This window comes from Stenotrophomonas maltophilia (genome assembly GCF_001274595.1).
Classification (GTDB): Bacteria; Pseudomonadota; Gammaproteobacteria; order Xanthomonadales; family Xanthomonadaceae; genus Stenotrophomonas; species Stenotrophomonas forensis.
In genome coordinates this window covers 542925-568329 of record NZ_CP011010.1, presented here as the reverse complement: position 1 = coordinate 568329, position 25405 = coordinate 542925, and the positions used below count along the sequence as shown (strand labels likewise).

Genomic DNA, 25405 nt, shown 5'->3' with positions numbered 1-25405 from the left:
GACACCGTGCTGGCAACGGGCGTCGGCCGTTTCGTTGGGGAAAATTCGCAATGGATATCGGCTACTTCCTGAATCTGATGACCGAAAAGAACGCTTCGGACATGTTTCTGACCACCGGGGCACCGGTCTACATCAAGATCGAGGGGAAGCTCTATCCGCTGGGCAATACCGGCCTGCCGCCGGGCATGGTCAAGAAGATCGCCTACTCGCTGATGGATGAAGGCCAGGTGCCGCAGTTCGAGCGCGAGCTGGAGCTCAACATGGCCATCGCCCTGCCCGATGCCGGGCGCTTCCGCGTCAACGTGTTCAAGCAGCGGGGCGAAGTCGGCATGGTCATCCGCGCCATCCGCAGCCGCATCCCGAGCATCGAGGAGCTGAACCTGCCGCAGGTGTTGAAGGACGTCATCATGACCCCGCGCGGGCTGGTGCTGGTGGTGGGGTCCACCGGCTCGGGCAAGTCCACCTCGCTGGCGTCGATGATCGACCACCGCAACAGCACCACCACCGGGCACATCCTCACCATCGAGGACCCGATCGAGTACCTGCACAAGCACAAGATGTCGATCGTCAACCAGCGCGAGGTCGGGCTGGACACCCATGCCTTCCATAACGCGTTGAAGAACGCCATGCGTGAAGCGCCGGACGTGATCCTGATCGGCGAGATCCTGGATGCGGAGACGATGGAGGCGGCGATCGCCTTCGCCGAAACCGGCCACCTGTGCCTGGCCACCCTGCACTCCAACAACGCCGACCAGACCATCGAGCGCATCCTCAACTTCTTCCCGGAAAGCGCGCACAAGAACGTGCTGATGAACCTGGCGCTGAACCTGCGTGCGGTGATCAGCCAGCGCCTGGTGAAGAACAAGGAGGGTCGCCGCCTGCCGGCCACCGAGGTGCTGATCAACACGCCGATGATCCGCGACCTGCTGCGTCGCGGCCAGGTGCACGAGATCAAGGCGGCGATGGAAGGCTCGCTGGAAGAAGGTATGGAGAGCTTCGACCAGTGCCTGTTCCGGCTGGCCAAGGCCGGCGTCATCGATCAGGAGGAGGCGCTGCGCGCGGCCGACTCACGCGATGGCCTTGCGCTGAAGTTCCGCCTGTCCGAAGGCAGCAGCGGCGAACACGACCCGTACGCGGATTTCTCGGCCGGCGCACCCAGCATCACCCACGGCTTCTAGAAAAAGGGGACGGAGGGAATCAAGTCGTAAATGCACTTACGACTTGATTCCCTCCGTCCCCTTTTTCTGAAGGGTTCAGGAGGTGTCTCATCCGATGAGACCTCCCGTCCGTAGGTTTCCTCAATGGAAACCATCCGCAAGCTGGCCATCCTCGCCGATGCCGCCAAATACGATGCGTCCTGCGCCTCCAGCGGCTCGGGGAAGCGTGATTCGCGTGCCAGCGGCGGCATCGGCAGCACCGAAGGCATGGGCATCTGCCACAGCTATACGCCGGATGGCCGCTGCGTATCGCTGCTGAAGATCCTGCTGACCAACTTCTGCGTCTACGACTGTGCCTATTGCGTGAACCGCGTTTCCAGCAACGTGGCCCGCGCGCGTTTCAGCGTGGACGAGGTGGTCACGCTCACCCTGGATTTCTACAAGCGCAACTACATCGAAGGGCTGTTCCTCTCCAGCGGCATCATCCGCAATGCCGATTACACGATGGAACAGATGGTGGAGGTGGCGCGGCGCCTGCGCGAGGAACATCGATTCGCCGGCTACATCCACCTCAAGACCATTCCCGAAGCCTCGCCCGAGCTGCTGGCCAGTGCCGGGCGCCACGCCGACCGCCTGTCCATCAACGTGGAGCTGCCCACCGAGGCCGGCCTGAGTGCACTGGCGCCGGAGAAGACCGTGCACTCGATCCGTGGCGCGATGGGCGAGCTGCGCTGGCGGATCGAGGAAGCCAGGGAGGCGCGCAAGGCACCGGCCGTGCTGGCACCGGCAGTCACCCGCAGCGCGCGGCCGAAGCAGCCGCGTTTCGCACCGGCAGGCCAGAGCACACAGATGATCGTGGGTGCCGATGGCGCCAGTGACCAGCAGATCCTGACCAGCGCCGACAGCCTGTACGGCAACTACCGCATGCGCCGGGTCTACTACTCCGCGTTCAGCCCGATTCCCGATGCCAGCCGGCAACTGCCCCTGCAACCCCCGCCGCTACAGCGCGAGCACCGGCTGTACCAGGCCGACTGGCTGTTGCGCTTCTATGGCTATGGCGTGGACGAGATCACCGACACCACGCAAGGCGGGATGCTCGATCTGGATATCGATCCGAAGATGGCCTGGGCGATCCGCCATCCCGAACGCTTTCCGGTCGATCTGAACCGTGCCCCGAAGGAAATGCTGCTGCGGGTGCCCGGCCTGGGGGTGCGCAATGCAAAGCGCGTGCTGATGGCGCGCCGTCATGGGCGCCTGCGCGTAGCCGACATCGCCCGCCTGAAGGCGCCGATGAGCAAGCTGCTGCCGTTCGTGCTGCTGGCCGACCATCACCCGCGCAAGGCGCTGGATGATCCGGCCGCGCTGCGTGCGCAGCTGGCCCCACCTCCGCGCCAGGGATCGCTGTTCGATGCACCGCCGGCAGCCTGACGCGCAGCGCTGGTCGCAGCGGGTGGACCCGGCCTGGTCACTGCAGGCCTGGCGCGACGGCGCGCGTGATGCGTTGCTGCGCGGCGTGCCGCCCGAGCAGCTGGACTGGCTCGAAGGCAGCGAAGCGTCGCTGCTGGATGCGCCGCTGGTGCAGCAGGCAGCGGCGCCGGCAGGTGCAACCGCTCCCAACGTCCCGCGCGAATTCCTCGACCTGGCCGCCACCTGCCTGTGCCATCGCGAGCCGCAGCGCCTGTCACTGCTGTATCGGCTGCTATGGCGGATCACCCATGGCGAACGTGCGGTGCTGACCAACCCCGCCGATGCCGATGTGCTGCGTGCGATGGCACTGGCCCAGGCCGTCCGCCGTGACACGCACAAGATGAAGGCATTCGTGCGCTTTCGCGAGGTTCCGGGCCAGCCCGAGGCGTTCATCGCGTGGTTCGAACCCCAGCACCACATCGTCGATCGGGTGGCACCGTTCTTCGCGCGTCGCTTCACCGGCATGCGCTGGGCCATCCTGACACCCTCGCGCAGCGTCGCGTGGGATGGGCAGGCGCTTGCCTTTGGCCCAGGGGCACGGCGTGAGGACGCTCCGGCCGAGGATGCGCGGGAGGCCCTGTGGCAGACCTACTACGCCAGCATCTTCAATCCGGCCCGGCTCAATACGCGGATGATGATGCAGGAGATGCCGGCGAAGTACTGGCGGCATCTGCCGGAGGCGCAGTTGCTGCCGCGCCTGGTGCGCGATGCAGGCGATCGCGTGCAGGAAATGCATGATCGTCCCGCACAGGCGCCGCAGCGCAGGATTCCCATGCGTGAAGAGGTGGCGACATCGGCTACCGATACCCGCAGCCTGCAGACTCTGCGGCAACAGGCCAGCGCCTGCCGCCAGTGCCCACTGTGGGAGACCGCGACGCAGACGGTGTTCGGCCAGGGGCCGGCCGATGCCGGCGTGATGCTGGTGGGGGAACAGCCTGGCGATACCGAGGATCTGCGTGGCCAGCCCTTCGCCGGCCCGGCCGGGCAACTGCTGGACCGCGCACTGGCCGAGCTGGGTATCGACCGCGCCGCGCTGTACCTGACCAACGCGGTGAAGCACTTCCACCATGAGCGCCGCGGCAGGACCCGGCTGCACAAGCGTCCGGAAAGCCGCCACATCCAGGCCTGCCGGCCGTGGCTGATGGGCGAGATCGCGCGGGTGCGGCCGCAGGTCATCGTCTGCCTGGGCGCAACCGCGGCAGCCTCGGTATTTGGCCGTGACTTCAATCTGTCGCGCGACCGTGGACGCTGGCACACACTGGAGGACGGCACCCGCGGCTACGCCACCGTGCACCCGGCGTGGGTGCTGCGGCAGGGCGATGTCGTACGCCGCGAGAAGGCCTATCGCCTGTTCCGCGATGACCTGGCCCAGCTGCTGCAGAAAGGGGACGGAGGGGATTAAGTCGTTTGTGCCACAAACGACTTAATCCCCTCCGTCCCCTTTTTTTCTTTCAGGCGGCGTCGGGCTGGTTTTGCGGGCGGGCGCGGTCGAAGGCGTCCAGCGCCTGGCAGGCCGCTTCGATACGGAGCAGGGTCGGGTACGGCGTCAGGTCCAGGCCGAAGCGGTGGGCGTTGTACAGCTGCGGCAGCAGGCAGAGGTCGGCCAGGCCCGGGCGGTCGCCGTGGCAGAAGGTGCCGGTGTCGCGACTGCTGGCCAGCATCGCTTCCATGGCAGCCAGGCCTTCAGCGATCCAGTGCAGGGTCCACTGCGTGCGGGCATCGGCCGGCAGCTGCAGGTTGCGCTCCAGGTACTGCATCACCCGCAGGTTGTTGATCGGATGGATATCGCAGGCCACCAGCTGGGCCAGCGCACGCACCCGCGCGCGGCCGGCGGCGTCGGCCGGCAGCAGCGGCACCTGCGGGAAACGCTCGTCCAGATACTCGACGATCGCCAACGACTGGGTCAGCGTGTGCCCGTCATGCAGCAGGGTGGGCACCAGCTGCTGCGGATTCAGCGCGCGATAGGCGTCGAGGTGCTGCTCGCCGCCCTCGCGCACCAGGTGCACCGGCCGTGCGTCCCAGGCCAGGCCCTTCAGCTCGAGCGCGATGCGCACGCGGTAGGCGGCGCTGGATCGCCAGTAGGTGTACAGCACGATGCCGTCGTCGACCGGGATCTCCATTGCCGCCTCCATGCTCAGGGCTTGGCCGCCTGCTCGATGCGCTGCTCGATCGCACCGAAGATGCTGTTGCCGGCGGCATCGAGCATCTCGATACGGACCACGTCACCAAAGGACATGAACGGCGTGCTCGGCTTGCCGTCGCGCAGGGTCTCGACCACGCGCTGCTCTGCGAAGCACGAGGCGCCCTTGCTGGTGTCCTCGTTGGCGATGGTGCCCGAGCCGACGATGGTGCCGGCGCCGAGCGGACGGGTCTTGGCCGCATGCGCGACCAGCTGGGCGAAGTTGAACTGCATGTCCACGCCCGCTTCCGGCGCGCCGAACCACGTCCCGTTGATATGGGTCAGCAGCGGCAGGTGCACCTTGCTGTCCTGCCAGGCGGCGCCCAGCTCATCGGGGGTGACAAACACCGGCGAGAGCGCCGAGCGCGGCTTGGACTGCAGGAAGCCAAAGCCCTTGGCCAGTTCGCCCGGAATCAGGTTGCGCAGCGAGACGTCGTTGACCAGACCGACCAGCTGGATATGGCCCGCCGCCTGTTCCGGCGTTGCCGCCATCGGCACGTCGTCGGTGATGACCACGATCTCCGCTTCCAGGTCGATGCCGTAGTCCTCGCTGACCACCTTGACCGCGTCACGCGGGCCGTAGAAGCCTGCGCTGGTGGCCTGGTACATCAGCGGATCGGTGTAGAAGCTCTCCGGCACCTCGGCGCCACGGGCACGGCGCACGCGCTCGACGTGCGGAAGGTAGGCGCTGCCGTCGACGAACTCATAGGCGCGCGGCATCGGCGCGGCCAGCGCCTGCGGGTCGAGGTCGAACACGCCGTCGGCATCGCCGGCGTTGAGCGATTCATACAGGGCGTTCAGGCGCGGCGCGATGTGGCTCCAGTCTTCCAGGGCCTGCTGCAGGGTGGCGGCAATGCCGGTAGCGCGCACGCCGTGGCGCAGGTCACGCGAGACGACGATCAGGGTGCCGTCGCGGCCGCCTTCCTTCAAAGAACCAAGCTTCATGGGTGGGTGTCCGGAGTCATGGGCAAACAAGTTTCAAGTGTAATCAAATATGCGGCGGCGCCAAGCTGCAGCGCGGCATCGGCCCACCCTACCGCAGTGGGGGGTTCGGCAGGGCTTGCAGCCCTGCACCTGCTTTGCAAGCCAAAGCAACGTCAATTGCCAGAGCGGCTCTGGGTTGTCTGTGGGTTGGGCGGGGCGGTGTCGGATTGCGGGGACGCCGTAAACCCGTCCCTGGGGGCTTGGCCGCGGCATCCATGCCGCGGACACCCCGCAATCCGACACCGCCCCACCCCCAACAATTTCCCGATGACGGATCGAACATCCACGTCATTCATCGTCGAAATCCATCAGATATCGAGACAAATCGAATGAGATCTGACAGATCGCGGAAAACTGTCGAAGGCGGGGTGGGTCCGGTGGCAGGGGCGTGAGCGGCATGGATGCCGCGGCCAAGCCCCCATGGACGGGTTTACGGCGTCTCCCGCAACCGGACCCACCCCGCCAACCCACAGGAACCCGGCTTTTGATCTTGCTCCGGCCTTGGCTCTGGCCTCTGCGGGTGCAGGGCTGCAAGCCCTGCAGGCAGCCCCCTACCTGAACAGGCCTTTTTGCGTGAAGTCTCAAACATCGTTTAGACTTGCGGGGTCTGCAGCGGCCGTCCGTTTCCCTCCGGGATCGCCGGCGATCTGGGTCCGCCCTCTTCGCCCGCCCCCACTCCGACGCCGTTCGTCACGCATTCCAGCCTGCGCTTCGTGCCGGCTGCACCCAATTCTCGCAGCGCGGTTCACGGGAACGCTCCGAGTCAGCCGATCAGTTTGATCTGCCCCCGTCTGTCCAGTCGGACAGGCGTTTCTTGTACTTGGAGCAAACTCAATGTCTTTTGAATCGCTGGGCCTGGCGCCCTTCCTGCTGCGTGCGCTCGCCGAGCAGGGCTACGAAAACCCGACCCCGATCCAGCAGCAGGCGATCCCGCTGGCGCTGGCCGGTCGCGACCTGCTGGCCGGCGCTCAGACCGGCACCGGCAAGACCGCCGCCTTCGGCCTGCCGCTGCTGCAGCACCTGGGCACCGCCTCGCAGGAAGTGCGCAGCGGCCCGCGCAAGCCGCGCGCGCTGATCCTGGCCCCGACCCGCGAACTGGCCACCCAGGTGCATGACAGCCTGCGCGGCTACAGCAAGTACCTGCGTATCCCCAGCGCCTGCATCTACGGCGGCGTCGGCATGGGCAACCAGCTGGACATCCTGCGCCGCGGCGTGGACCTGCTGGTGGCCTGCCCGGGCCGCCTGATCGACCACCTGGAGCGTCGCAGCATCGACCTGTCCGGCATTGAACTGCTGGTGCTGGACGAAGCCGACCGCATGCTCGACATGGGCTTCCTGCCGTCGATCAAGCGCATCCTGGCCAAGCTGCCGAAGCAGAACCGCCAGACCCTGCTGTTCTCGGCCACCTTCGAGGACAACATCCGCCAGCTGGCGCTGGAGTTCATGCGCAACCCGGAACAGATCCAGGTGACGCCGAAGAACACCGTGGCCGAAACCATCACCCACCGCGTGCACCCGGTCGATGCCGGCCGCAAGCGCGACCTGCTGCTGCACCTGCTGGCGCAGGACAGCCGCGAGCAGACCCTGGTCTTCGCTCGCACCAAGCATGGCAGCGACAAGCTGGCCACGTTCCTGGAAAAGTCGGGCATCAAGACCGCGGCGATCCACGGCAACAAGAGCCAGGGCCAGCGCCTGCGTGCGCTGGGCGACTTCAAGGCGGGCCGCGTGACCGTGCTGGTGGCCACCGACATCGCCGCGCGTGGCATCGACATCAACGAGCTGCCGAAGGTGATCAACTTCGACCTGCCGATGGTGGCCGAGGATTACGTGCACCGCATCGGCCGTACCGGCCGCAACGGTGCCACCGGCCAGGCGATTTCGCTGGTGGCGCAGGATGAAGTGAAGCTGCTGCGCGCGATCGTGCGCCTGCTGGGCCGCGACATGGACATCCGCGATGTGCCGGGCTTCGAGCTGCAGACGCCGATCCGCTGGGGCAACAGTGCACCGGGCAAGGCCGAGCACGATACCGGCGAGCGCGCACCGCGCAAGAACCACGCGCGCCGTCCGCACGGTGATGCACCGCGCCATGCGCATGCCGGCCCGAAGAAGTCCGGCGGCGGCCGTCGCGAGGGCGGTGGCAATGGCCAGCAGCGTGCCGGTGCGGGCGCGGGCCAGCGTCGTGGTGGTGGCGGCAATGGTGGCGGCCGTGGCCGCGGCCAGGGTGGCAACGGCGGCGGTCGCGCCGGCTGATCCCAGCTGAGGGTTTGTTGTGCTTCCCGCTGCGCGGGGGGCTATCGAGGGACGGCGCTGAGGCGCCGTCCTTTTTTTTGCTGGCTACCGGGTGATAGAGCACGCGGTGGCAGTACCGAGGGCGGATGGGCATGGGGGCAGCGCAGAACACGCTGTAAATACGTCCATGTAAGCTCGATGGCGCCATCCATGGCGCCAACGGTTCTGCGCTGCCCCCATGCCCATCCGCTTCAAGCATTGCCTGCGCCTTCTTCTCCCGCCCGGTAGCCGGGCGAAGAGAGATCAAATTCAAATTCAATTTCAAATTCAAAGGCAAAAGCCGAAACCGACGGCTTTTTGCTTTTGCTTTTGCTATTGCTCCCGCCTTGGGTTTGATGCGTCCGCGCCCGCAGGAAACTGTCATGGGAGGCAGGGGGCCTCAGCCAGGACCGTTGGCGCCATGGATGGCGCCATCGAGCCCCCATGGATGGGTTTACGGCGTGTCCTGGCTGAGGCCCCCTGCCTCCCAAACTCAGCAACAACTCGGCGCCAAACGCCTCAACCCCGTGCTTTACTCGGATTCACCAGATTCCCGAAGAAGATCGCGTTGATCAGCAGTCGATCCGTCCCGTGCCAGTACTTGCGATGCGCCGGATCATCGGCAAACAGCACCACGTTGCCCTGCCCCTGCGCCGACACCAGCAGCCACGCGCTGCCCGCCACCCGCGTGCGGTTGCGCTCTGACAGGTAGCCATTCACCCGCGGCGGCGTGTCGATGCGCACCACGGTCGAGAACGGATTCGCGCTCGGCTGCAACGTCACCGTGTTTTCCTTGTTGATCGACAGCTGCCGGCGCGGCACGCCGAACGCCAACGGATGGCTGGTGTCCACGTCGGCACTGAGGATGTTGCCGCTGACCCGCTCGATCGCGGCAATATCGCGCTGGTCGCCGAACGCACGGCGGCTCTCACCAGCAGCCTCTTCTTCCTTGCCAAGCGTCTCGCCCTCGGCCAGCTTCTGTTCGATCGCCCACTTCGAAGCACTGCCGTAGGTCACCAGAGAGCCTCCGGCCTGCACCCAGCGCTTCAGTGCAGCCACCGCGGTGGCATCGACGCCGGTATAGGTGCCGCCGGACAGCACGATCGTGGTGTAGCGATCCAGCGGCACTTTGCCCAGCTGCTGCGGATCCAGCTTGCTGGCCGGAAGCTGCAGTTGCTGGTCAAGCAGGAACCAGGCCGAGCCAATCTCGGTGGCGGCCACGCCCTCGCCCATCACCAGTGCCACGGCTGGCTTGCGCAGCGCCTTGACGCCATCGCTGCCCAGGTCAACGCCCTCGCGGCTGCGCCCACTGGACAGCGCATGCACCTGCACGCGGGCAGCGCGTGCGGCGGCGCGCACCGCGTCCAGCAGCGCCGCGCCCTGCAGCGGCTGCCCGGCCACCGGAATGACGATGCTGCCGGCGGCGAAGTCCGCCTCGCCCTGTGCGGTGGCGGCAGTGAACGGCTGGAAGGTTGCGCGTGTACTCAGGCCCTTGCCCTGCAGCACCGCCAGCGCCCGGCCCGCGTTGTAGTCGCGCCAGTCGATGACATAGGCAAACCCGGCCTGGCCGCCAAGCACCTCGCCCTGTATCGGCGGAAGCTCCGCGATGCGGGCGCCACCGTCGATGCGGCTGCGACTGCCCCCGAACGCCACGCCGTAGGCCGGTGCGATCGCGTAGCTGGTGCTGCCGTAGAACACGTCGCCCTTGATCGGCGGCGTCTCGGCGAAGATCGAATGCACCAACCGGAACTGCGCCTGCTGCACCGGCACCACGTAGGCGTTGCCCGGCGCGAAGTGCTGCCCATCCACGGTGACCGCACGATCCAGCGCGCGCACCTCGATGCGATGCAGCAGCAACAATTCCAGCAGGCGGCGGGTCAGTGCCGGATCACGCGCATCGCCAAACACGAAGCTCTTCACCGGCTGCTGCGCGGCCTGCTTCAGTGCGCTCTGGAAGAACTGCTTCTGCAGGTCGAACAGGCCGCTGCGCTCGGTCACTGCACCACGCACCGTGCCGAGCCCGGTAGCAAGCTGGTTGCGGATGGTGAACGGGAACGTCAACACGCCATTCACCGATTCCTGTACGCGGCCCCGTGAACTGGCCTGCTCGACGGTCACGCCGACCGCGCCGTGGAAGTCTGGATAGGTGGAGCCATAGACCGGCGAGAAGTTGTCGAAGTTTTCCCCGGTGTAGTACAGCGAACCCAGCGCATCCAGCGCCTGCGCATGGTATTTGGCCAGGGTCTTGTTGAATTCGTACGATGCCGCCGGGATCAACGGGCTGTGCATGCTCTTCGGCGACGGCTCGAAGTAGTAGGTGCTGTCCTTGCCCATCTCGTGGAAGTCGATCTGCACGTTCGGGTACCACTGGTGGAACACCTCCACCTTCGGCCGCGACTCCTGCTGGGTCAGCGCAAGCCAATCGCGGTTGAGGTCGGTGAAGTAGTGGTTGGTGCGGCCCTGCGGGAACGGCTCGACGTGTTCCTTGTCGGCCGGATCGGCCGAAGCCGGGTCCGAGGCCCATGCGTTGTGCCAGTTGGCCGCGCGATCACGGCCGTCCGGATTCTGCGCCGGGTCGAACAGCACCACGGCCTGCTGCAGCCAGCGCTGGGTTTCTGCACTCTGGTTGGCCACCAGGTAGTACGCGGTCAGCATCGCGGCTTCGGCACTGGAGGTCTCGTTGCCGTGCACGCTGTAGCCCAGCCACACCACCACCGGGCTGTCACCGGCGGCGCTGCGCGGCTGCGCCGGATCGACCAGGGTCGCGTGCTGCTGGCGGATCTGTTCCAGTCGCGCCTGGTTGCCCGCCGCAGTGACCGTGGCGATCAACAGCGGGCGTCCCTCGTAGCTGCGGCCGATCTCGCGCACGCTGATCTTGTCCGAGCGTTTCGCCAGTTCCTGGAAGTAGGCCACCAGCTGGTCATGCCGGGTGTAACGGCTGCCGACCGGATAGCCGAGGAACTGTTCCGGTGTGGGAATGGACGTATCGAATGCGGCCGCTTCGGTGGCCTGCGGGAAGAAGTACGCGCTCTGTGCCTGCGCCGGCTGCGGCGAGGACAGTGCAGTGACTGCGGCGATCAGCAACGGAAGAACGGCACGGCGATGCAAGGACACGGTGGCTCCCCTGGAACACAACGGCAGGTAGTCGCGCGGCCGGCTCCCTTGGGTAGCCGGCCGCGGTGGGTGGATCAGAAGCGGTAGTCGAAGCCCAGCGTGAAGTAGCGGCCGCGCAGGTCGTACTGGCTGAAGTCGTACGGCGCGCGGATGCCCGGGAACGAGGCGTCGTACGGCGGCGTCTTGTCGGCCAGGTTCTGCACCTTGGCGTACACGGTGAGCTTGTCGACGCCGGTGTAGGCCAGGTACAGGTCGTACTGGCTGTAGCTGCCGACACGCTGCTGCACGGCCTTGGCCGCGGTGCTGGCTTCCTGGCGGTAGCTGCTGGTGTAGTACCAGGTCACCGCCGCGTTGAAGTCGCCATGCTTCCAGTCCAGCGTGGTGGTGGCCTTGTCCTTGGGCAGGGTCGCGCCGAGGTTGCTACCGGCGTAGTCGACCAGCGGGCCGCCGACCACGGTCGGGCGACGGTAGTCACGCACGTGGGTGTAGGCCGAAGACACGGTGAAGTCACCCAGCGCTGCGGTCGGGATGCGCTGGCGCAGCTCGACATCGATGCCCGAGGTCTTCAGCTCGCTCAGGTTCTGGTAGCGGTTGTAGACCGCCTGCAGCTTGCCGCGCTCGTCGCGCTGCACGGCACCGGCCACGTTGTCGTTGACCAGGGTCTGGGTGTTGTTGGTGCCGACCAGGTTGTCCAGCTGGATGCGGTAGTAGTCCACGCTCAGGTTGGTGTTGGCCCACGGCGACAGCACCACGCCGAAGTTCACGCTCTTGGTACGCTCCGGCTTCAGTGCATTGTTGCCGACGGTGAAGAAGGTCGGGTTCTGGCGCGAACCGGGCACGTCCGGGTCACGCGGATCCACCACGCTGCCGTAGGCGATGCTGGTGCTGTTGGAGTTCTCCGACAGCGACGGCGCGCGGAAGCCCTTCGAGGCTGAGGCACGCACCAGCAGGACGTCCAGCGGCTGCCAGCGCAGGCCGAGCTTCGGCGAGAACGCATTGCCGAAGTCATCGTAGTGGTCGGCACGTGCGGCCGCCGACAACTCCAGCGTCGAGGCCAGCGGCACGTTCACTTCGGCGTAGGCGGCACTGACCTGGCGCTGGCCATGCACTTCGGCGATGGCCGGGCGCACCTGCAGGCCGGCATCGATCTGCCATGGATTGTTGGAGTCCAGCTTCTCGCGCCGCCACTCGGCACCGGCGGCGAAGCCGATCTCACCGGCCCAGGTGTGGCCCAGGCTGCCGGAAATCTTCGCGTCGATGCCCTGCAGCTTGGACTCGGCCGGACGCAGGGTGGCGATGTTGATCGCATCACGCACCGACTGCGGCGTGGCTGCCGGGTTGAGCAGGTTGTAGCTGCCGGTGGCCAGTGCATCGGCCAGCGCCCAGCGGTTGGCGAAGCCACCGGACACGCTCTCGCGCTCGCTGCTGCGCGCCCCGAACGCGGCCACTTCCCAGTCCCACTTCGCGGTGGTGCCACGCAGGCCGAACACGCCGCGATAGGCGGTGGAACGGTTGGTCTTGAGGGTGCCGCCAAGGTCGAAGAAGGTGTACTCGATCGGGATCGCGCGGCCGTACGGGTTGTACGGATTGTTGGCCGGCAGCAGCGACGACACCGGCTCGGCCAGGCCACTGTCCGCGTTCAGTGCGAAGCGCCCGCTTTCCAGAGTGAAGAACGGGCTGCTGCCGAACCACGCGGTGCTCTTGATCTGGCTGTACAGCACTTCGCCGAAGGCTTCGACGTTGTCGTTCAGGCGGAAGGTACCGTTGGCGTAGGCCTGGTAGCGCTTGGTCGACGGAATCAGGGTGGTAAACGGCGCCTGGTTGAAACCGCAGGTATCGCCGGCCAGGCCGTCGATCGGCGCGCTGGCAACGCGGGTGGTGCCGGTCGGGCAGTTGCCGTTGGCATCGAGCATCGGCACCGACACTCCGTTCACCAGGTAGCGCGCGCCCTTGGCCGACCAGCCGTTCCAGCGGCCGCCCGGCTTGTCGGTGTAGATGCCGCTCCTGGTCAGGTTGCGTTCGTCCTGGTCCAGGCGCTCGCGGTTGTAGCCCTGCAGGCTGAACAGGATGTTGTAGCCATCGGTGTCGAGATCACCGAGGCCGCCGACGAACTTCAGGTTCTGCTCGTGCAGGCCGCCCTGGTCGGCGCCGCCGAAGCTGCCACCGATCTCGGCGCCTTCGAAGTTCTGCCGGGTGATGATGTTGACCACGCCAGCCACCGCATCGGAGCCGTAGACGGCCGAGGCGCCGTCCTTGAGCACTTCGATGCGCTCCACTGCGACCAGCGGCAGCGCGTTGAGGTCGACGAAGGTGTCGGACAGGCCGCCGGCCGGGAAGCCGTAGTTGGCCAGGCGGCGGCCGTTGAGCAGCACCAGCGTGTTCTTCTGCGACAGGCCACGCAGGCCGATGCCAGCCGAGCCGGAGGCCCAGCCGTTGTTGGTGGTTTCGTTGCTGGCGTTGCCGGTATTGGCCGAGATCGAGCGCAGCACATCGGCCACGGTGGCCTTGCCGGTCTGTTCCAGCTGCTGGCGACCGATCACCTGCACCGGGTTGGAGGCTTCGGTATCGGTGCGCTTGATGTTGGAACCGGTGACGCGCACGGCGGCCAGCGTGCTGGCTTCGCCACTGGCATCGGCGGAGGATTCGGCGGCGGCGGACAAAGGCGCGGCCAGAGCGACGGCCAGGGCCGCCACGAGCAGGGTGTGCTTGGGCATGACGATGTGGGGGAGGTGGTAAGGACGACGAAGTTCCGCAGTAGTCCATGCCTGGCCGGGGTCCGGCCAATAACATCTCTTCATACGGATATAAGAGAAACTATCATCTCTTCATCCGGATGAAAAGAGTTTCTTCACGAGCAACCAACATCCACCCGGCCAGAGGCGACAGCCGCGGCGTACAATCGCCGCCATGGAAATCTTCAAAGTCTTCATGCTCGAGGCGGCGCACCGCCTCCCCAACGTGCCGCCGGGGCACAAGTGCGCGCGCCTGCACGGCCACTCGTTCCGGGTGGAACTGAAGGTCGAGGGCGAGCCCGGCGCGCAGACGGGCTGGATCATGGATTTCGGTGACGTGAAGGCGGCATTCCAGCCGATCTACGAGCGCCTGGACCATCACTACCTCAACGACATCCCCGGCCTGGAGAACCCGACCAGCGAGAACCTGGCGGTGTGGATCTGGAACGAGCTCAAGCCCAGCCTGCCGGCGCTGAGCGAGATCACCGTGCACGAGACCTGTACCTCCGGCTGCCGCTACCGCGGCCCGGCCATCTGATCAAATCATTGATCTGAAAGGTTTTCTGAAGGCGCCATGGGCGCCTTCGTTATTTTTGTTGCAATGCGGCATCAACGGCGTATGCTGCATTGCATCAAGTCACACTCTGATGCCCATGGCCGCCGCCTTCAGCGATCGCTTCAGTGATGCCACCCGCCAGCTTGCTGCCGCGGCAACGCGTGCGAACCGGTTGGCGTTGGAGAACGCCGAAAGCATGTTCGGCGTGCAGCTGAAGGCGCTGGAGCGGAACCTGACCGCGACCGGTGGCTGGCTGGGTGAACTGGCCCGCAGCGACGATGCGGCCGGGGTGCTCAGCAAGGGCACGCAGCTGTGGCAGGACAACCTGCAGCGGCTGGGCCAGGCCCAGCAGGACGTGGTCGGCCTCGGCCTGCAGGCCGGCAAGGCCTGGTCCGAACTGGTGCAGGGCTACAACGAATCAAGCGCGGACGCGAACAGCCACTGACGCGACGCAACGCTCATTGCATGGGTCCCTCCCCCCATGCAATCCGGACCCGGCAGATCCCTCCCTCTGCCGGGTCTTTTTTTGCCTGACGTTTGGATTCCGAGGCACTTCTTCGTCTGGACTCTCTGCGAGCTGAAGGGCCCCGCCGGGGTGGGCAGGGACCTGGGCAAATGTCCCCCGGCGCCGGCCGTTGGCCGTCACCTCCTCCTTTACTTTGCCCAGACCCCTGCCCACCCCGACGAGGCTCGGCTTGCGGCAGGTAAAGCGCAGTGCTCGCGGCAGCCTTTCAATGAGGCGCCGACGAACTCCGAACGCAGGGCGGAGGCCCTTGCGTACGAAGTAAAGGGGGAGGTGACGGCCAACGGCCGGCGCCGGAGGACATTCGTACGCAAGGGCCTCCGCCCTGCGCCGCGCAGAACAATCCGCCGCACGCGCGTCTTCGTCCACAATTGCCGCGAACGGATGGGCCCCGACGAAGCTTAGCTTGCGGCAGGTAAAGCGCAGTACTCGCAGCAGCCTTTCAAGGAGGCGCCGACGAACTCCGAACGCAGGGCGGAGGCCCTTGCGTACGAAGTAAAGGGGGAGGTGACGGCCAACGGCCGGCGCCGGAGGACATTCGTACGCAAGGGCCTCCGCCCTGCGCCGCGCAGAACAATCCGCGAAGGAACCTCAGCGCCCGCGACCACCGTGCCAATGCTGGTGCCACGCCTGGAACATCAGCACGTTCCACAAGTGCGTGTGCCACTTGCGCTCGCCGCGCAGGAACGCCTCCCAGATGCCGCGCACGCGCACCGCATCGAAGCAGCCCTGGTTGCGCAGCAGCTGCGGATCCAGCAGCGCCTCGGCCCAATCGCGCAGCGGACCCGCCAGCCAGCGCGCCATCGGCGGGCCGAAGCCGCGCTTGGGGCGGTACACCAGCGGCTCGGGCAGGTAGCGCGCCAGCAGGTGCTTCAAAATCAGCTTGTGCTCGCCATCGTGGTACTTCAGATGCTGCGGCAGGCGCCAGGCCAGGCGCACCACCTCCATGTCCAGCAGCGGCGCACGGGTTTCAACGCCCGCCGCCATGCCCGCGCGATCGACCTTGGCGAGAATGCCTTCGGCCAGATCCATGCGGAAATCGAGCAGCTGGATGCGCGCCTCGGCCGGCAGCGCCGTGTCCTGCTGCTGGAAGATCGTCACCGGTTCGCGCGCGCCCAGCACCACCTGCGCCGGCTGCCGCCAGCGGGTCACGCGCTGCAGGTAATGACCTTCCACATCGTTGGCGGCGACCTCGGCCACCAGTGCGCGCCAGCCACCGAGGCGGCCACGCTCGACGTTCATGCGGTTGCCGCTGCGCCGCGCCAGGTCACGTACCCAGTCCGGCAGGCCACCACACAGGCGCGCATTGCGCAGCGCGCGGCCATAACTGGGATGTCCGAAGAACAGTTCGTCGCCACCGTCACCGGTCAATGCCACCGGCTTGCGCGCACCCAGCAGTTCACTGGCCAGCAGTGTCGGCAGCTGCGAGGCGTCGGCGAACGGCTCGCACCAGACCTGCGGCAGCCGCTGCAGCAGGTCCAGGCCCTGGCGCGCGTCCATCCGGTGCAGGTGGTGCTGCACGCCCAGGTGGCGCGCCACCTGCGAAGCCCAATCGCTCTCGTCGTGGCCCGGATCGTCGAAGCCGACCGTCCACGCTTCGATCGGCAGGGTCGACTGCGCCTGCATCATCGCCGTCACCAGCGAGGAGTCGGTGCCGCCGGACAGGAACGCGCCGCAGGCCAGCGGCGAGTGCATGCGTGCAGCGATGGCCTTCTGCAGTACCGCCTCCAGCTGGTCGGTGGCCTGCTCCAGGCTCGGCGCCGGCTGCAGGGGTTCCTGCAGCGCGCTGTGCATCGCATCGCGTGCACACCAGTAACGCGAACCGCCCTGCGCGGCCATGCTGGAGTGCCCCGCAGCATGGTCATTCATGTCGATGCGCAACATCGCGCCGGCCACCAGCTTGTGGATGCCACGGTAGATGGTGTGCGGCGCCGGCACGTAGTCATGGCGCAGCAGCAGGCTCAGGGCATCCTGGTCGATGCTTGGCGAGAAACCCTCAAAGGCCTGCAGCGCCTTCAGTTCCGACGCGAACAGGAACCTGCCCTGGTGCCAGCCGTAGTACAGCGGCCGCTCGCCCACCGGGTCGCGGGCCAGCCACAGCGCGCGCGACTCGCGGTCCCATACGCTGAAACCAAAGGCGCCCTCGATGCGCGACAGCGCCCGCTCCACGCCCCACTCGACGATCGCCTGCAACAGCAGCCGCGCGTCGCTGCAGTTGCGCGGCAGATCGCGCAGCTGCGCCTGCAGGTCGGCGCGGTTGTACAGGCGTCCGTCCAGGCACAGCACGTAGCGGCCGCAGTCCGAGCTCAGCGGTTGCAGGGGCGTATCGGTCGGCGCCCGGCAATGGCCCAGTGCCAGGCCGGCCTCGGCATCGGTCCAGTAGCCGATGCGCCCCCGCCCGCGCTGCTGCAACGCGCGCAGCATCGGCGCCAGCTGCTGCAGCAGGTGCTCGTCTTCGGCGGGCGGCAACCAGGCCCCGACCACGCCGCTCATCGGGCACCTCCGCAGTGGCGGCGGGACAGGCACGGCAGGCAGAGGTTGGCGGGCGACATGGGAACGGCACGCGGAACGGAGGAGACTCCATGCTCGGCCCGCGCCCGCCCCGCGTCAGTCGCATTGCTGTCAGCGATCGTCACCAGACGTGTGACGAAGGTAACGTTTTGTAACGGCAACCGGCTATGCTTGGCGCCAAGTGGTTGCCGGGGCTGAGACCCGGCCCGTGCGCCAGCAACCCCGGCTGAATGGCGCCCGCCCCCTGGACCCGGGCGGCCCTATGGCTGGGATAGCATCGCCGCGCTCGTGCCGTGGCGGTACGTTTGCGTCCACGGAGGCCTTGAAAATGCTGGATATCGTACTGGTCGAAGACGATGCCCGCCTGGGAACGATGGTCAGTGACTATCTGCAGCGGCATGGTTACCAGGTCGCCCACGAGCGCAGCGGCGAGCGCGCCGTGGCCCGGATCCTGGCCGAAAAGCCGGCCCTGGTCCTGCTCGATGTCGGCCTGCCCGACCAGGATGGTTTCGAAGTGTGTCGGCAGATACGGCCCCACTATGACGGCATCATCTGCGTGCTGACCGCCCGAACCGACAACATCGACCAGGTCCTGGGGCTGGAACTGGGCGCCGACGACTACATCGGCAAGCCGATCGAACCGCGGGTGCTGCTGGCCCGCCTGCGCGCCCACCTGCGCCGCCACCGCCGGGTCGAGCCGCGCGACGGCAGCCTGCGCTTCGGCGAGCTGAGCATCGACCCGTCCACGCGCAATGTGCACCTGCAGGGTGCCCTGCTGGAACTGACCACCGCCGAGTTCGACCTGCTGTTCCTGCTGGCCAGCAACGCCGGCCAGATCCTCGACCGCGACGCCCTGCTGCGCGGCCTGCGCGGGATCGCCTTCGATGGCCTGGACCGCTCGATTGATGCCCGCATCTCGCGCCTGCGCCGCAAGCTGGGCGACAACCCGGAACAACCGGAACGGATCAAGACCGTCCGCGGACGCGGCTACCTGTTCAGCCGCTCGGCATGGGGATGAAGCGCACGCCCTCGGCGATGCGCGGCCACGCCTTCCACTTCCTGCGCTATGGCATCGGCTTCCTGGTCGCCCACCTTCTGCTGATCGTGCTTGGCCTGTGGGCGTGGGACGCGCTGCTGGAAGACCGCACCGAAGCCGGCCTGCAGGCCGAGATGCGCGGCACCCATGCGTTGCTGCAGCACCGCTTCGCCGAAACCCCGCGCGAGCAGTGGCCGGTGCTGGCGCGCGAACTCGACGCCGATTTCGCCTACGCGCTGCGCATGGTGCCGCTGGCCGAGGCGGTGAAGGAGCTGCCTGCCAGCCAGCGCCCGCCGTTCAACAACGGCCGTGTGCAGATCGACCTGGAGCACATGCGCAGCCTGCAGCGGATCGGCGACAGCGACTACGCGGTAATGCTGGGGCCGCTGGACGAAGCACTGCCTGAGGAGGGATGGCAGGACAGCGAAGTGTCCGGCGTGGCGATCCTGCTGCTGATCCTGATGGTGGCCGTGGCCCTGCCGATGTACGTGATGGTCTACCGCCTGTGGCGCGACGTCTCGCAGTTGGCCCAGGCGGCGCGTCAGATGCGCGATGGCCAGCTCGACACGCGCGCGCCGCGTGCCGGTACCGCGCTGGTACGGCCACTGGCCAATGCCTTCAACCACATGGCCGAACAGCTGCAGCAGCTGCTGGAAAGCCAGCGCGTGCTGGCGCAGGCCGTGGCGCACGAGGTACGTACCCCGCTGGCGCGGATGCGTTTCGGCCTGGCCGACCTCGAGGACACCGCGCTGGATGAGCTCCAGCGCGATGCATTGGGCGGCCTGCGCACCGATGTCGACCGGCTGCAGCACCTCACCGACGCCGGCGTCGAGTACGCTGCCCTCGGCCGCTGCCACCAGCTGACCCGCCAGCGCCTGCAGCTGGCGGCGCTGGTGCGCGGCGTGATCGCCCAGTTCGCCCCCCTGCCGATGCCGGTGCAGCAGGTGCTGTCGCCGGTGGGCCTGGTCAACGTCAACCGGCACATGCTGGAACTGGCGCTGCGCAACCTGCTCGGCAATGCGCTGCGCTATGCACGCCGGCAGATCCGCATCACCAGCACGGTGAACGATGGCTGGCTGTGCCTGCAGGTGGAGGATGACGGCCCCGGCATCGCGCCGGAACTGCGCGGCCAGGTGCTGCAGCCTTACGTGCGGCTGGACCCGGGCAGCCCCGGCTTCGGGCTTGGCCTGGCGCTGGTGCAGGTAGTGGCCGACAAGCATGGCGGCCACGTCGAGGTAACCGATTCAGACCTGGGCGGCGCCTGCATCCGCCTGCACCTGCCGCTGGAAACCGGCGGCGTAGTAGAAGGCGATACGGCCTGCTAGCCCGCCGGTTCCGCGCGCGGCAGGGCAAACACGAACAGTGCGCCACGTTCGCTGTCACGCAGTTCGATGCGACGACCGTGCAGCTGCACGATGCGCTGCACGATCAACAGGCCCAGCCCGCCGTTCTCGCCGCGTCGCGCGCCCAGCGCGGCCGGCGCCTGGAACAGCTGCGTGCGCAGCGCCGGCGCCACGCCGGGGCCGTCGTCGGCCACGCTGACCTCCACACTGTCAGGCGTTGCGCGCAGGCGCACCTCGATCTGGCCTCCCTCGGGCGCATGCCGCAACGCGTTGTCGAGCAGATTGGTCAGCACACGCTCGACCAGGCCCAGGTCGGCACGCACCAGCGGCAGGCCCGGCGGGAAGTCGGCATGCAGGCGCTGGCTGCGCGCCTGCGCGGCCAGTTCGAACTTCTGCAGCACGTCCTGCAGCAGCTCCGGCAACGCGAAGACCTCCCACTCCAGGCGTACCTCGCCATGCTCCAGCCGCGCCAGCTCGAACAGCGCGCGCGCCAGCCGACCGACCTTGGCACTCTGTGCCAGGGCAATGCCGAGATAGCGGCGGCGTTCGTCCGGTGACAGCGTGGCGTCCTTCAACGCCAGCGTTTCCAGATAACCGTGCAGCGACGACAACGGCGTGCGCAGGTCATGCGAGATGTTGGCCACCAGCTCGCGCCGCTGCAGGTCCTGCTGGCGCAGCTGCTGCCATTGTTCGCCCAGCCGCTGCGCCATCTGCGCGTGCGCGTGCTCAAGGATCACCAGCTCGTCGCGCTCGCCGGGGCGCAGGGGCTCCGGTGGCGGCAGTGGCGTCGGTGCGTCGATGTCGAAGGCCTGGATGCGCCGGGTCAGCCGCCGCAGCGGGCGGGTTACCCAGTAGAACGCCACCAGCCCGGCCAGCAGGCCGAGGCTGCCAACCAGCATCACCGACCACCAGGTGGTGTTCCACTGGCTACCGGCGGCGAGGTCGTCGGCGAGCATCTGCCGGTGCTCGCCGACCAGCACCACGTACACGTAACCCGCCTGACGGCCCTGCACGATCAACGGCGCGGCACTGAATACCTTGCGGCCATCCGCGCTGCGCGGATCGTCGCCGAGGATCGGCAGCGGCGCGCCGGCCAGCAGCCGGCGCAACGGCGCCACGTCCACCCGGTTGCGTACCAGATGGCCGCTGGGCGCATCGTGGCCGAGGATGCGGCCCTGGTCGTCCAGCAGGTAGACCTCGACGCTGGGGTTGACTGCCATCAACTGGCCGAACAAGGCGCGCACTGCGGCGTCGCGCATGCCGCTGGTGTCCATCAGCTCGCTGCGCTGGGCGATGTGCTCGGCCAGGCCCAGCGACAACCGCTGCACCACTTCCTGTTCGTGGCGGGTGTTGGCACGCATCTGCAGCGCCAGCAGCGCCATGCAGCACATCAGCATCAGTGCGGCGATCACCGCCGCCAGCTTCTGCCACAGGTTCGGCCTGATCATGCCGCCGCCCCGGCCGGATCGACCAGCTTGTAGCCGCGTCCCCACACCGTCAGCAGCCGCCGCGGATTGGCCGGGTCGGTTTCAATCTTGCTGCGCAGCCGGTTGATATGGGTGTTGACCGTGTGCTCGTAGCCATCGTGCTGATAGCCCCAGACCTGGTTGAGCAGTTCCATGCGCGCGAACACCTGGTCCGGATGACGGGCGAAGAACAGCAGCAGGTCGAATTCGCGCGGGGTCAGTTCCAGCGCAGTGCCCTCCACCGACGCGGTGCGTGCAACCGGGTCCAGCTGCAGCCCGCCCAGTTCGATCGCGCCGGCATCGATGCGGGCGCTCTGCGCCATCGCCTCGGCGCGGCGCAGCAGCGCGCGCACCCGTGCCACCAGTTCCGGCATCGAGAAGGGTTTGGCCAGGTAGTCGTCCGCACCCAGTTCCAGGCCGACGATGCGCTGGGTTTCACTGCCACGTGCACTGATGATGATGATCGGCACATAACGCGCCATCGCGCGTGCGCGCTGGCACACCTGCAGGCCGTCCACGCCGGGCAGCATCACGTCCAGCACCAGCGCATCCCACGGGCCGTCCTGTTCAAGCAGGCGCAGTCCCGCATCGCCGCTGGCGGCGTGGGCCACGTCATAGCCTTCATCGCCCAGATGCATGCGCAGCAGGTCGGCGATGTGGGCATCGTCTTCAACGATCAGCACGCGTTTGGCGGACATCGGCAGCTCGGGGCCAGTGGGGGGCTGCCCGCATTGTGGCGCGGGATGGTCGCCGATACCTCACGAAAAATTGAATCCTGCGTGAGGATTCGTTGACCCGGGCGGGCGCAGCATGGCCCCGTCGCCCCTTCCCGGAGTCCGCCATGACCCTCACCCGCCGCCATCTGCTGGGCCTGGGCGGTGTCGCCACCGCTGCCGGCCTGTTCGGCCTCGGCGCCTGCAGCCGCGCCGCACCGGCCGCTGCCGAAGCGCGCCCGGCGCGCCAGTTCGAGGTCATGCACAGCGACGCCGACTGGCGCCAGCGCCTGACCCCGGCCCAGTACGCGGTGCTGCGCCAGCAGGCCACCGAGCGGCCATGGAGCAGCCCGCTCAACAAGGAGCACCGGCAGGGCACGTTCGCCTGTGTCGGCTGCGCGCTGCCGCTGTTCTCCTCGTCCACCAAGTTCGAGAGCGGCACCGGCTGGCCGAGCTTCTGGGCGCCGCTGCACAACGCCATCGGCGAAGACCGCGACGTCACCTTCGGCATGCTGCGGGTGGAGGTGCACTGCCGCCGCTGCGGCGGCCATCTCGGCCACGTTTTCAATGACGGCCCGCGCCCGACCGGGCTGCGCTACTGCATGAACGGTGCAGCGCTGGTGTTCGTTCCCGGTGCGGCCGATGGCGGCACCGCCGACGGCTGGCGGGTGCCGGTCGGTTCTTCCCCCACGTCCGGAGCCTGACCATGCTGCTGTTGCTGCTTGCCTACCTCGGGGGTGCGTTGTCCCTGCTCAGCCCCTGCATCCTGCCGGTGCTGCCGTTCGTGTTCGCGCGCGCCGACCGTCCCTTCGTGCGCAGCACGCTGCCGCTGCTGCTGGGCATGGCGCTCACCTTCACCGTGGTGGCCAGCCTGGCGGCGGTGGGCAGCCAATGGGTGGCGCAGGCCAACCAGGTCGGCCGCTGGATCGCGCTGGTGCTGATGGCGCTGTTTGCGCTGGCGCTGCTGTGGCCGCGACTGGCGGACCATCTGCTGGCCCCGTTCCAGCGCGTGGGTGCACGCTTGAGCGCACGCGCCGATGCCGCTGACGCCGCAGGACGCGGTGGCGCAGGGACCTCGCTGCTGATCGGCATCGCCACCGGCCTGCTGTGGGCCCCATGCGCCGGGCCGATTCTGGGCCTGGTGCTGACCGGCGCCGCCCTGCACGGCGCCAGCGTCGGCACCACTGCGCTGCTGCTGGCCTATGCACTGGGCGCGATCACCGCGCTGGCGCTGGCGGTATGGATCGGCGGCCGGGTGTTCCGCGCGATGCAGGCGCGGCTCGGCGTGGGTGATGTGCTGCGCAAGGTGCTGGGCGTGGCCGCGCTGCTGGCCGTCGTGGCGATCGGCCTCGGCTGGGACACCGGCCTGCTGACCCGCCTGTCCACGGTCAGCACCGCGCGCATCGAGCAGGGCCTGCTGGACGCGGTACCCGGCGCACAACCGGCGGCACCGCCGATGATGATGGCCGGCGCCAATGCCGGTGCCGATGCACCGCTGCCGGTGGAGGGCACCCTGCCCGCGCTGGATGGCGCCACCGGCTGGCTCAACAGCCCGCCGCTGACCGCCCAGCAGCTGCGCGGCAAGGTGGTGCTGGTCGACTTCTGGACATACTCCTGCATCAACTGCCTGCGCGCGATGCCGTTCGTGCACGAATGGGAGCGCCGCTACCGCGACCACGGCCTGGTGGTGATCGGCGTGCACACGCCGGAGTTCGCCTTCGAGCGTGACCCACGCAATGTGATGAAGGCGGTGCAGCAGCTGAAGGTCGAGTACCCCGTGGCGCTCGACAACCAGTACACGATCTGGCGTGCGTTCAACAACCGCTACTGGCCGGCGCAGTACTTCGTCGATGCGCAGGGCAACATCCGCGGCCATCAGTTCGGCGAGGGCAACTACGCGCGCTCGGAACAGGTGATCCGCCGGCTGCTGACCGAAGCCGGCCAGACCCACCTTCCGCCGCCAGCCGATCCCGCCGCGGCCGACCTGCAGGGCGTTGCCGCGCAGGCCGACATGGGCAACCTGCGCTCGCCGGAAACCTACCTGGGCCACGCCCGTGCCGAACAGTTCGCCTCGCCCGGCGGGCAACGCAGCGACACCGCGTTCGACTACACGCTGCCCACCGCCCTGGCGCTGAACCAGTGGGGCCTGTCCGGGCAGTGGACGATCACCGACGAAGCCGCGCAACTGCAGCGCGCCGGCGGCCGCATCGCCTTCCAGTTCCATGCGCGCGACCTGCACCTGGTGCTGGCACCGGGCCAGGACGGCAAGCCGGTGCGCTTCCGCGTGTGGCTGGACGGCAAGCCACTGCCCGCCACCGATGCCGGCAGTGACGTCGGCGCCGATGGCAGTGGCGTGGTCAACGAACACCGCCTGTTCCAGCTGGTGCGCCAGCGCGGCACGGTCGGCCCGCACCGCTTCGAGATCGAATTCCTCGATGCGGGCGTGCAGGCCTATGCCTTCACCTTTGGTTGAACCGGGAGGACACGATGAAACTCTCCTTTGAACAGGGTATTGCTGCCGGTGTTGCCGGTCTTGTAGCCACCGCATTGATCGCCGGCGTGCTGCTGGTCGACCACGGCGCGATCGCCGCACCGGTCGAAGCCAGCGCGCAGGCCAAGGCGCTGCCGGTACCCACCGGCGATGCGGCGTTCCGCGATGACGCCACCCACGCCAGCGTGGTGTTTGCCGGCGGCTGCTTCTGGGGCGTGCAGGGCGTGTTCCAGCACGTCAAGGGCGTGAGCAATGCGGTATCCGGCTACATCGGTGGCAGCGCCGCCAACGCGCACTATGAGCGGGTCAGCAGCGGCCAGACCGGTCACGCCGAAGCGGTGAAGATCGACTACGATCCGCGCCAGGTCAGCTACGGGCAGCTGATGCAGGTGTTCTTCTCGGTGGTGCACGACCCGACCCAGCTCAACCGCCAGGGGCCGGACCACGGCAGCCAGTACCGGTCGGCGATCTTCAGCGACGACGCGCGCCAGCAAGCCGCCAGCCGCGCCTACATCGCCCAGCTCGGCCAGGCCGGCAGCTACCGCGCACCGATCGTCACCCAGCTGGGCAGCGGCCAGCGCTTCTACCCGGCCGAGAGCTATCACCAGAACTACATGACGAACTACCCGCAGGCGGCCTACATCCGCTACTACGACGCACCGAAGCTGGCGGCGCTGGGCAAGCAGTTCCCGGCGCTGTACCGGCGCGATGCAGTGCTGGTGCCGATGCGGTAACGACCGGCAATCCCAACGCAGAAAAAGACGCACGGCGATCCCGCCGTGCGCTTGGGAAGTATCGGCCGCGCCCCGATCAGGCCCGTCCGACAACGACATGCTAGGCTCGCCAACGTCAGGGGTACAGCTCC

18 protein-coding genes are annotated in these 25405 nt (G+C 67.6%); 11 read left to right on the top strand and 7 right to left on the bottom strand.

Translation table 11 applies throughout. The annotated features are described in order from the left end of the window. Positions 1 to 50: 50 nt before the first annotated feature. The 3 genes from VN11_RS02540 (at position 51) to VN11_RS02530 (ending at position 4026) form a co-directional block, all read left to right on the top strand. The gene (locus VN11_RS02540; RefSeq protein ID WP_053448699.1) at positions 51 to 1178 is read left to right on the top strand and encodes a PilT/PilU family type 4a pilus ATPase; all 1128 of its coding nucleotides are present in this window, start codon (positions 51 to 53) and stop codon (positions 1176 to 1178) included. A gap of 123 nt (positions 1179 to 1301) precedes the next feature. Further along, positions 1302 to 2585 carry a putative DNA modification/repair radical SAM protein gene (locus tag VN11_RS02535; RefSeq protein WP_053448698.1) on the top strand — a complete coding sequence of 428 codons (1284 nt, stop codon included), beginning with the start codon at positions 1302 to 1304 and terminating at the stop codon, positions 2583 to 2585. Next, the gene (locus tag VN11_RS02530; RefSeq protein WP_053448697.1) at positions 2566 to 4026 is read left to right on the top strand and encodes a UdgX family uracil-DNA binding protein; all 1461 of its coding nucleotides are present in this window, start codon (positions 2566 to 2568) and stop codon (positions 4024 to 4026) included. Before VN11_RS02535 ends, VN11_RS02530 begins: the two co-directional genes overlap by 20 nt. A gap of 49 nt (positions 4027 to 4075) precedes the next feature. On the opposite strand, the gene maiA is transcribed toward VN11_RS02530, so the two are convergent. Both maiA and VN11_RS02520 read right to left on the bottom strand, forming a co-directional pair. Further along, entirely contained in the window at positions 4076 to 4744 is a 669-nt protein-coding gene (gene maiA, locus VN11_RS02525; RefSeq protein ID WP_053448696.1) for a maleylacetoacetate isomerase, read from the bottom strand. Positions 4745 to 4758: 14 nt separating this feature from the next. Further along, positions 4759 to 5748, bottom strand: coding sequence for a fumarylacetoacetate hydrolase family protein (locus tag VN11_RS02520; RefSeq protein ID WP_049458252.1), 990 nt, complete (start codon positions 5746 to 5748; stop codon positions 4759 to 4761). Between the two features lie 873 nt (positions 5749 to 6621). On the opposite strand from VN11_RS02520, the gene VN11_RS02515 reads away from it, so the two are divergent. Then, positions 6622 to 8037, top strand: a complete 1416-nt coding sequence (locus VN11_RS02515; protein ID WP_053448695.1) for a DEAD/DEAH box helicase — start codon at positions 6622 to 6624, stop codon at positions 8035 to 8037. 537 nt (positions 8038 to 8574) lie between these two features. Here VN11_RS02515 and VN11_RS02510 read toward each other — a convergent pair. Together VN11_RS02510 and VN11_RS02505 are read right to left on the bottom strand one after the other, a co-directional pair. Next, a complete protein-coding gene (locus tag VN11_RS02510; protein WP_053448694.1) occupies positions 8575 to 11169 on the bottom strand; it encodes a M14 family metallopeptidase in 2595 nt (864 codons plus the stop codon). Between the two features lie 74 nt (positions 11170 to 11243). Further along, on the bottom strand, positions 11244 to 13883 hold the full coding sequence (locus tag VN11_RS02505) for a TonB-dependent receptor (protein WP_053448693.1): 2640 nt from the start codon (positions 13881 to 13883) through the stop codon (positions 11244 to 11246). 193 nt (positions 13884 to 14076) lie between these two features. Between VN11_RS02505 and queD the strand changes: the two genes are divergently transcribed. Both queD and VN11_RS02495 read left to right on the top strand, forming a co-directional pair. Then, complete coding sequence (gene queD, locus VN11_RS02500) at positions 14077 to 14439, top strand: 6-carboxytetrahydropterin synthase QueD (protein ID WP_053448692.1); 363 nt, start codon at positions 14077 to 14079, stop codon at positions 14437 to 14439. A gap of 115 nt (positions 14440 to 14554) precedes the next feature. Further along, the gene (locus VN11_RS02495; RefSeq protein WP_049455872.1) at positions 14555 to 14902 is read left to right on the top strand and encodes a phasin family protein; all 348 of its coding nucleotides are present in this window, start codon (positions 14555 to 14557) and stop codon (positions 14900 to 14902) included. A 669-nt stretch (positions 14903 to 15571) separates the two neighbouring features. On the opposite strand, the gene asnB is transcribed toward VN11_RS02495, so the two are convergent. Next, the gene (gene asnB, locus VN11_RS02490; RefSeq protein ID WP_053448691.1) at positions 15572 to 17473 is read right to left on the bottom strand and encodes an asparagine synthase (glutamine-hydrolyzing); all 1902 of its coding nucleotides are present in this window, start codon (positions 17471 to 17473) and stop codon (positions 15572 to 15574) included. A gap of 346 nt (positions 17474 to 17819) precedes the next feature. Here asnB and VN11_RS02485 point away from each other — a divergent pair, with 346 nt between their 5' ends. Continuing rightward, positions 17820 to 18509 (top strand): winged helix-turn-helix domain-containing protein, encoded by a 690-nt coding sequence (locus VN11_RS02485; protein ID WP_053448690.1) that lies wholly within the window; start codon positions 17820 to 17822, stop codon positions 18507 to 18509. Next, on the top strand, positions 18506 to 19852 hold the full coding sequence (locus VN11_RS02480; RefSeq protein WP_053448689.1) for an ATP-binding protein: 1347 nt from the start codon (positions 18506 to 18508) through the stop codon (positions 19850 to 19852). Before VN11_RS02485 ends, VN11_RS02480 begins: the two co-directional genes overlap by 4 nt. On the opposite strand, the gene VN11_RS02475 is transcribed toward VN11_RS02480, so the two are convergent. Continuing rightward, on the bottom strand, positions 19849 to 21318 hold the full coding sequence (locus tag VN11_RS02475) for a sensor histidine kinase (protein WP_053448688.1): 1470 nt from the start codon (positions 21316 to 21318) through the stop codon (positions 19849 to 19851). The genes VN11_RS02480 and VN11_RS02475 overlap by 4 nt on opposite strands. Next, entirely contained in the window at positions 21315 to 22034 is a 720-nt protein-coding gene (locus tag VN11_RS02470) for a response regulator transcription factor (protein WP_053448687.1), read from the bottom strand. Before VN11_RS02470 ends, VN11_RS02475 begins: the two co-directional genes overlap by 4 nt. Before the next feature lie 143 nt (positions 22035 to 22177). On the opposite strand from VN11_RS02470, the gene msrB reads away from it, so the two are divergent. The 3 genes from msrB to msrA are packed head-to-tail and all read left to right on the top strand — an operon-like array spanning position 22178 to position 25274. Beyond that, a complete protein-coding gene (msrB, locus tag VN11_RS02465) occupies positions 22178 to 22753 on the top strand; it encodes a peptide-methionine (R)-S-oxide reductase MsrB (protein ID WP_053448686.1) in 576 nt (191 codons plus the stop codon). A gap of 2 nt (positions 22754 to 22755) precedes the next feature. Next, positions 22756 to 24522, top strand: a complete 1767-nt coding sequence (locus tag VN11_RS02460) for a cytochrome c biogenesis protein DipZ (RefSeq protein WP_053448685.1) — start codon at positions 22756 to 22758, stop codon at positions 24520 to 24522. A 14-nt stretch (positions 24523 to 24536) separates the two neighbouring features. Continuing rightward, complete coding sequence (gene msrA / locus VN11_RS02455; RefSeq protein ID WP_049456430.1) at positions 24537 to 25274, top strand: peptide-methionine (S)-S-oxide reductase MsrA; 738 nt, start codon at positions 24537 to 24539, stop codon at positions 25272 to 25274. Positions 25275 to 25405: the final 131 nt, after the last annotated feature.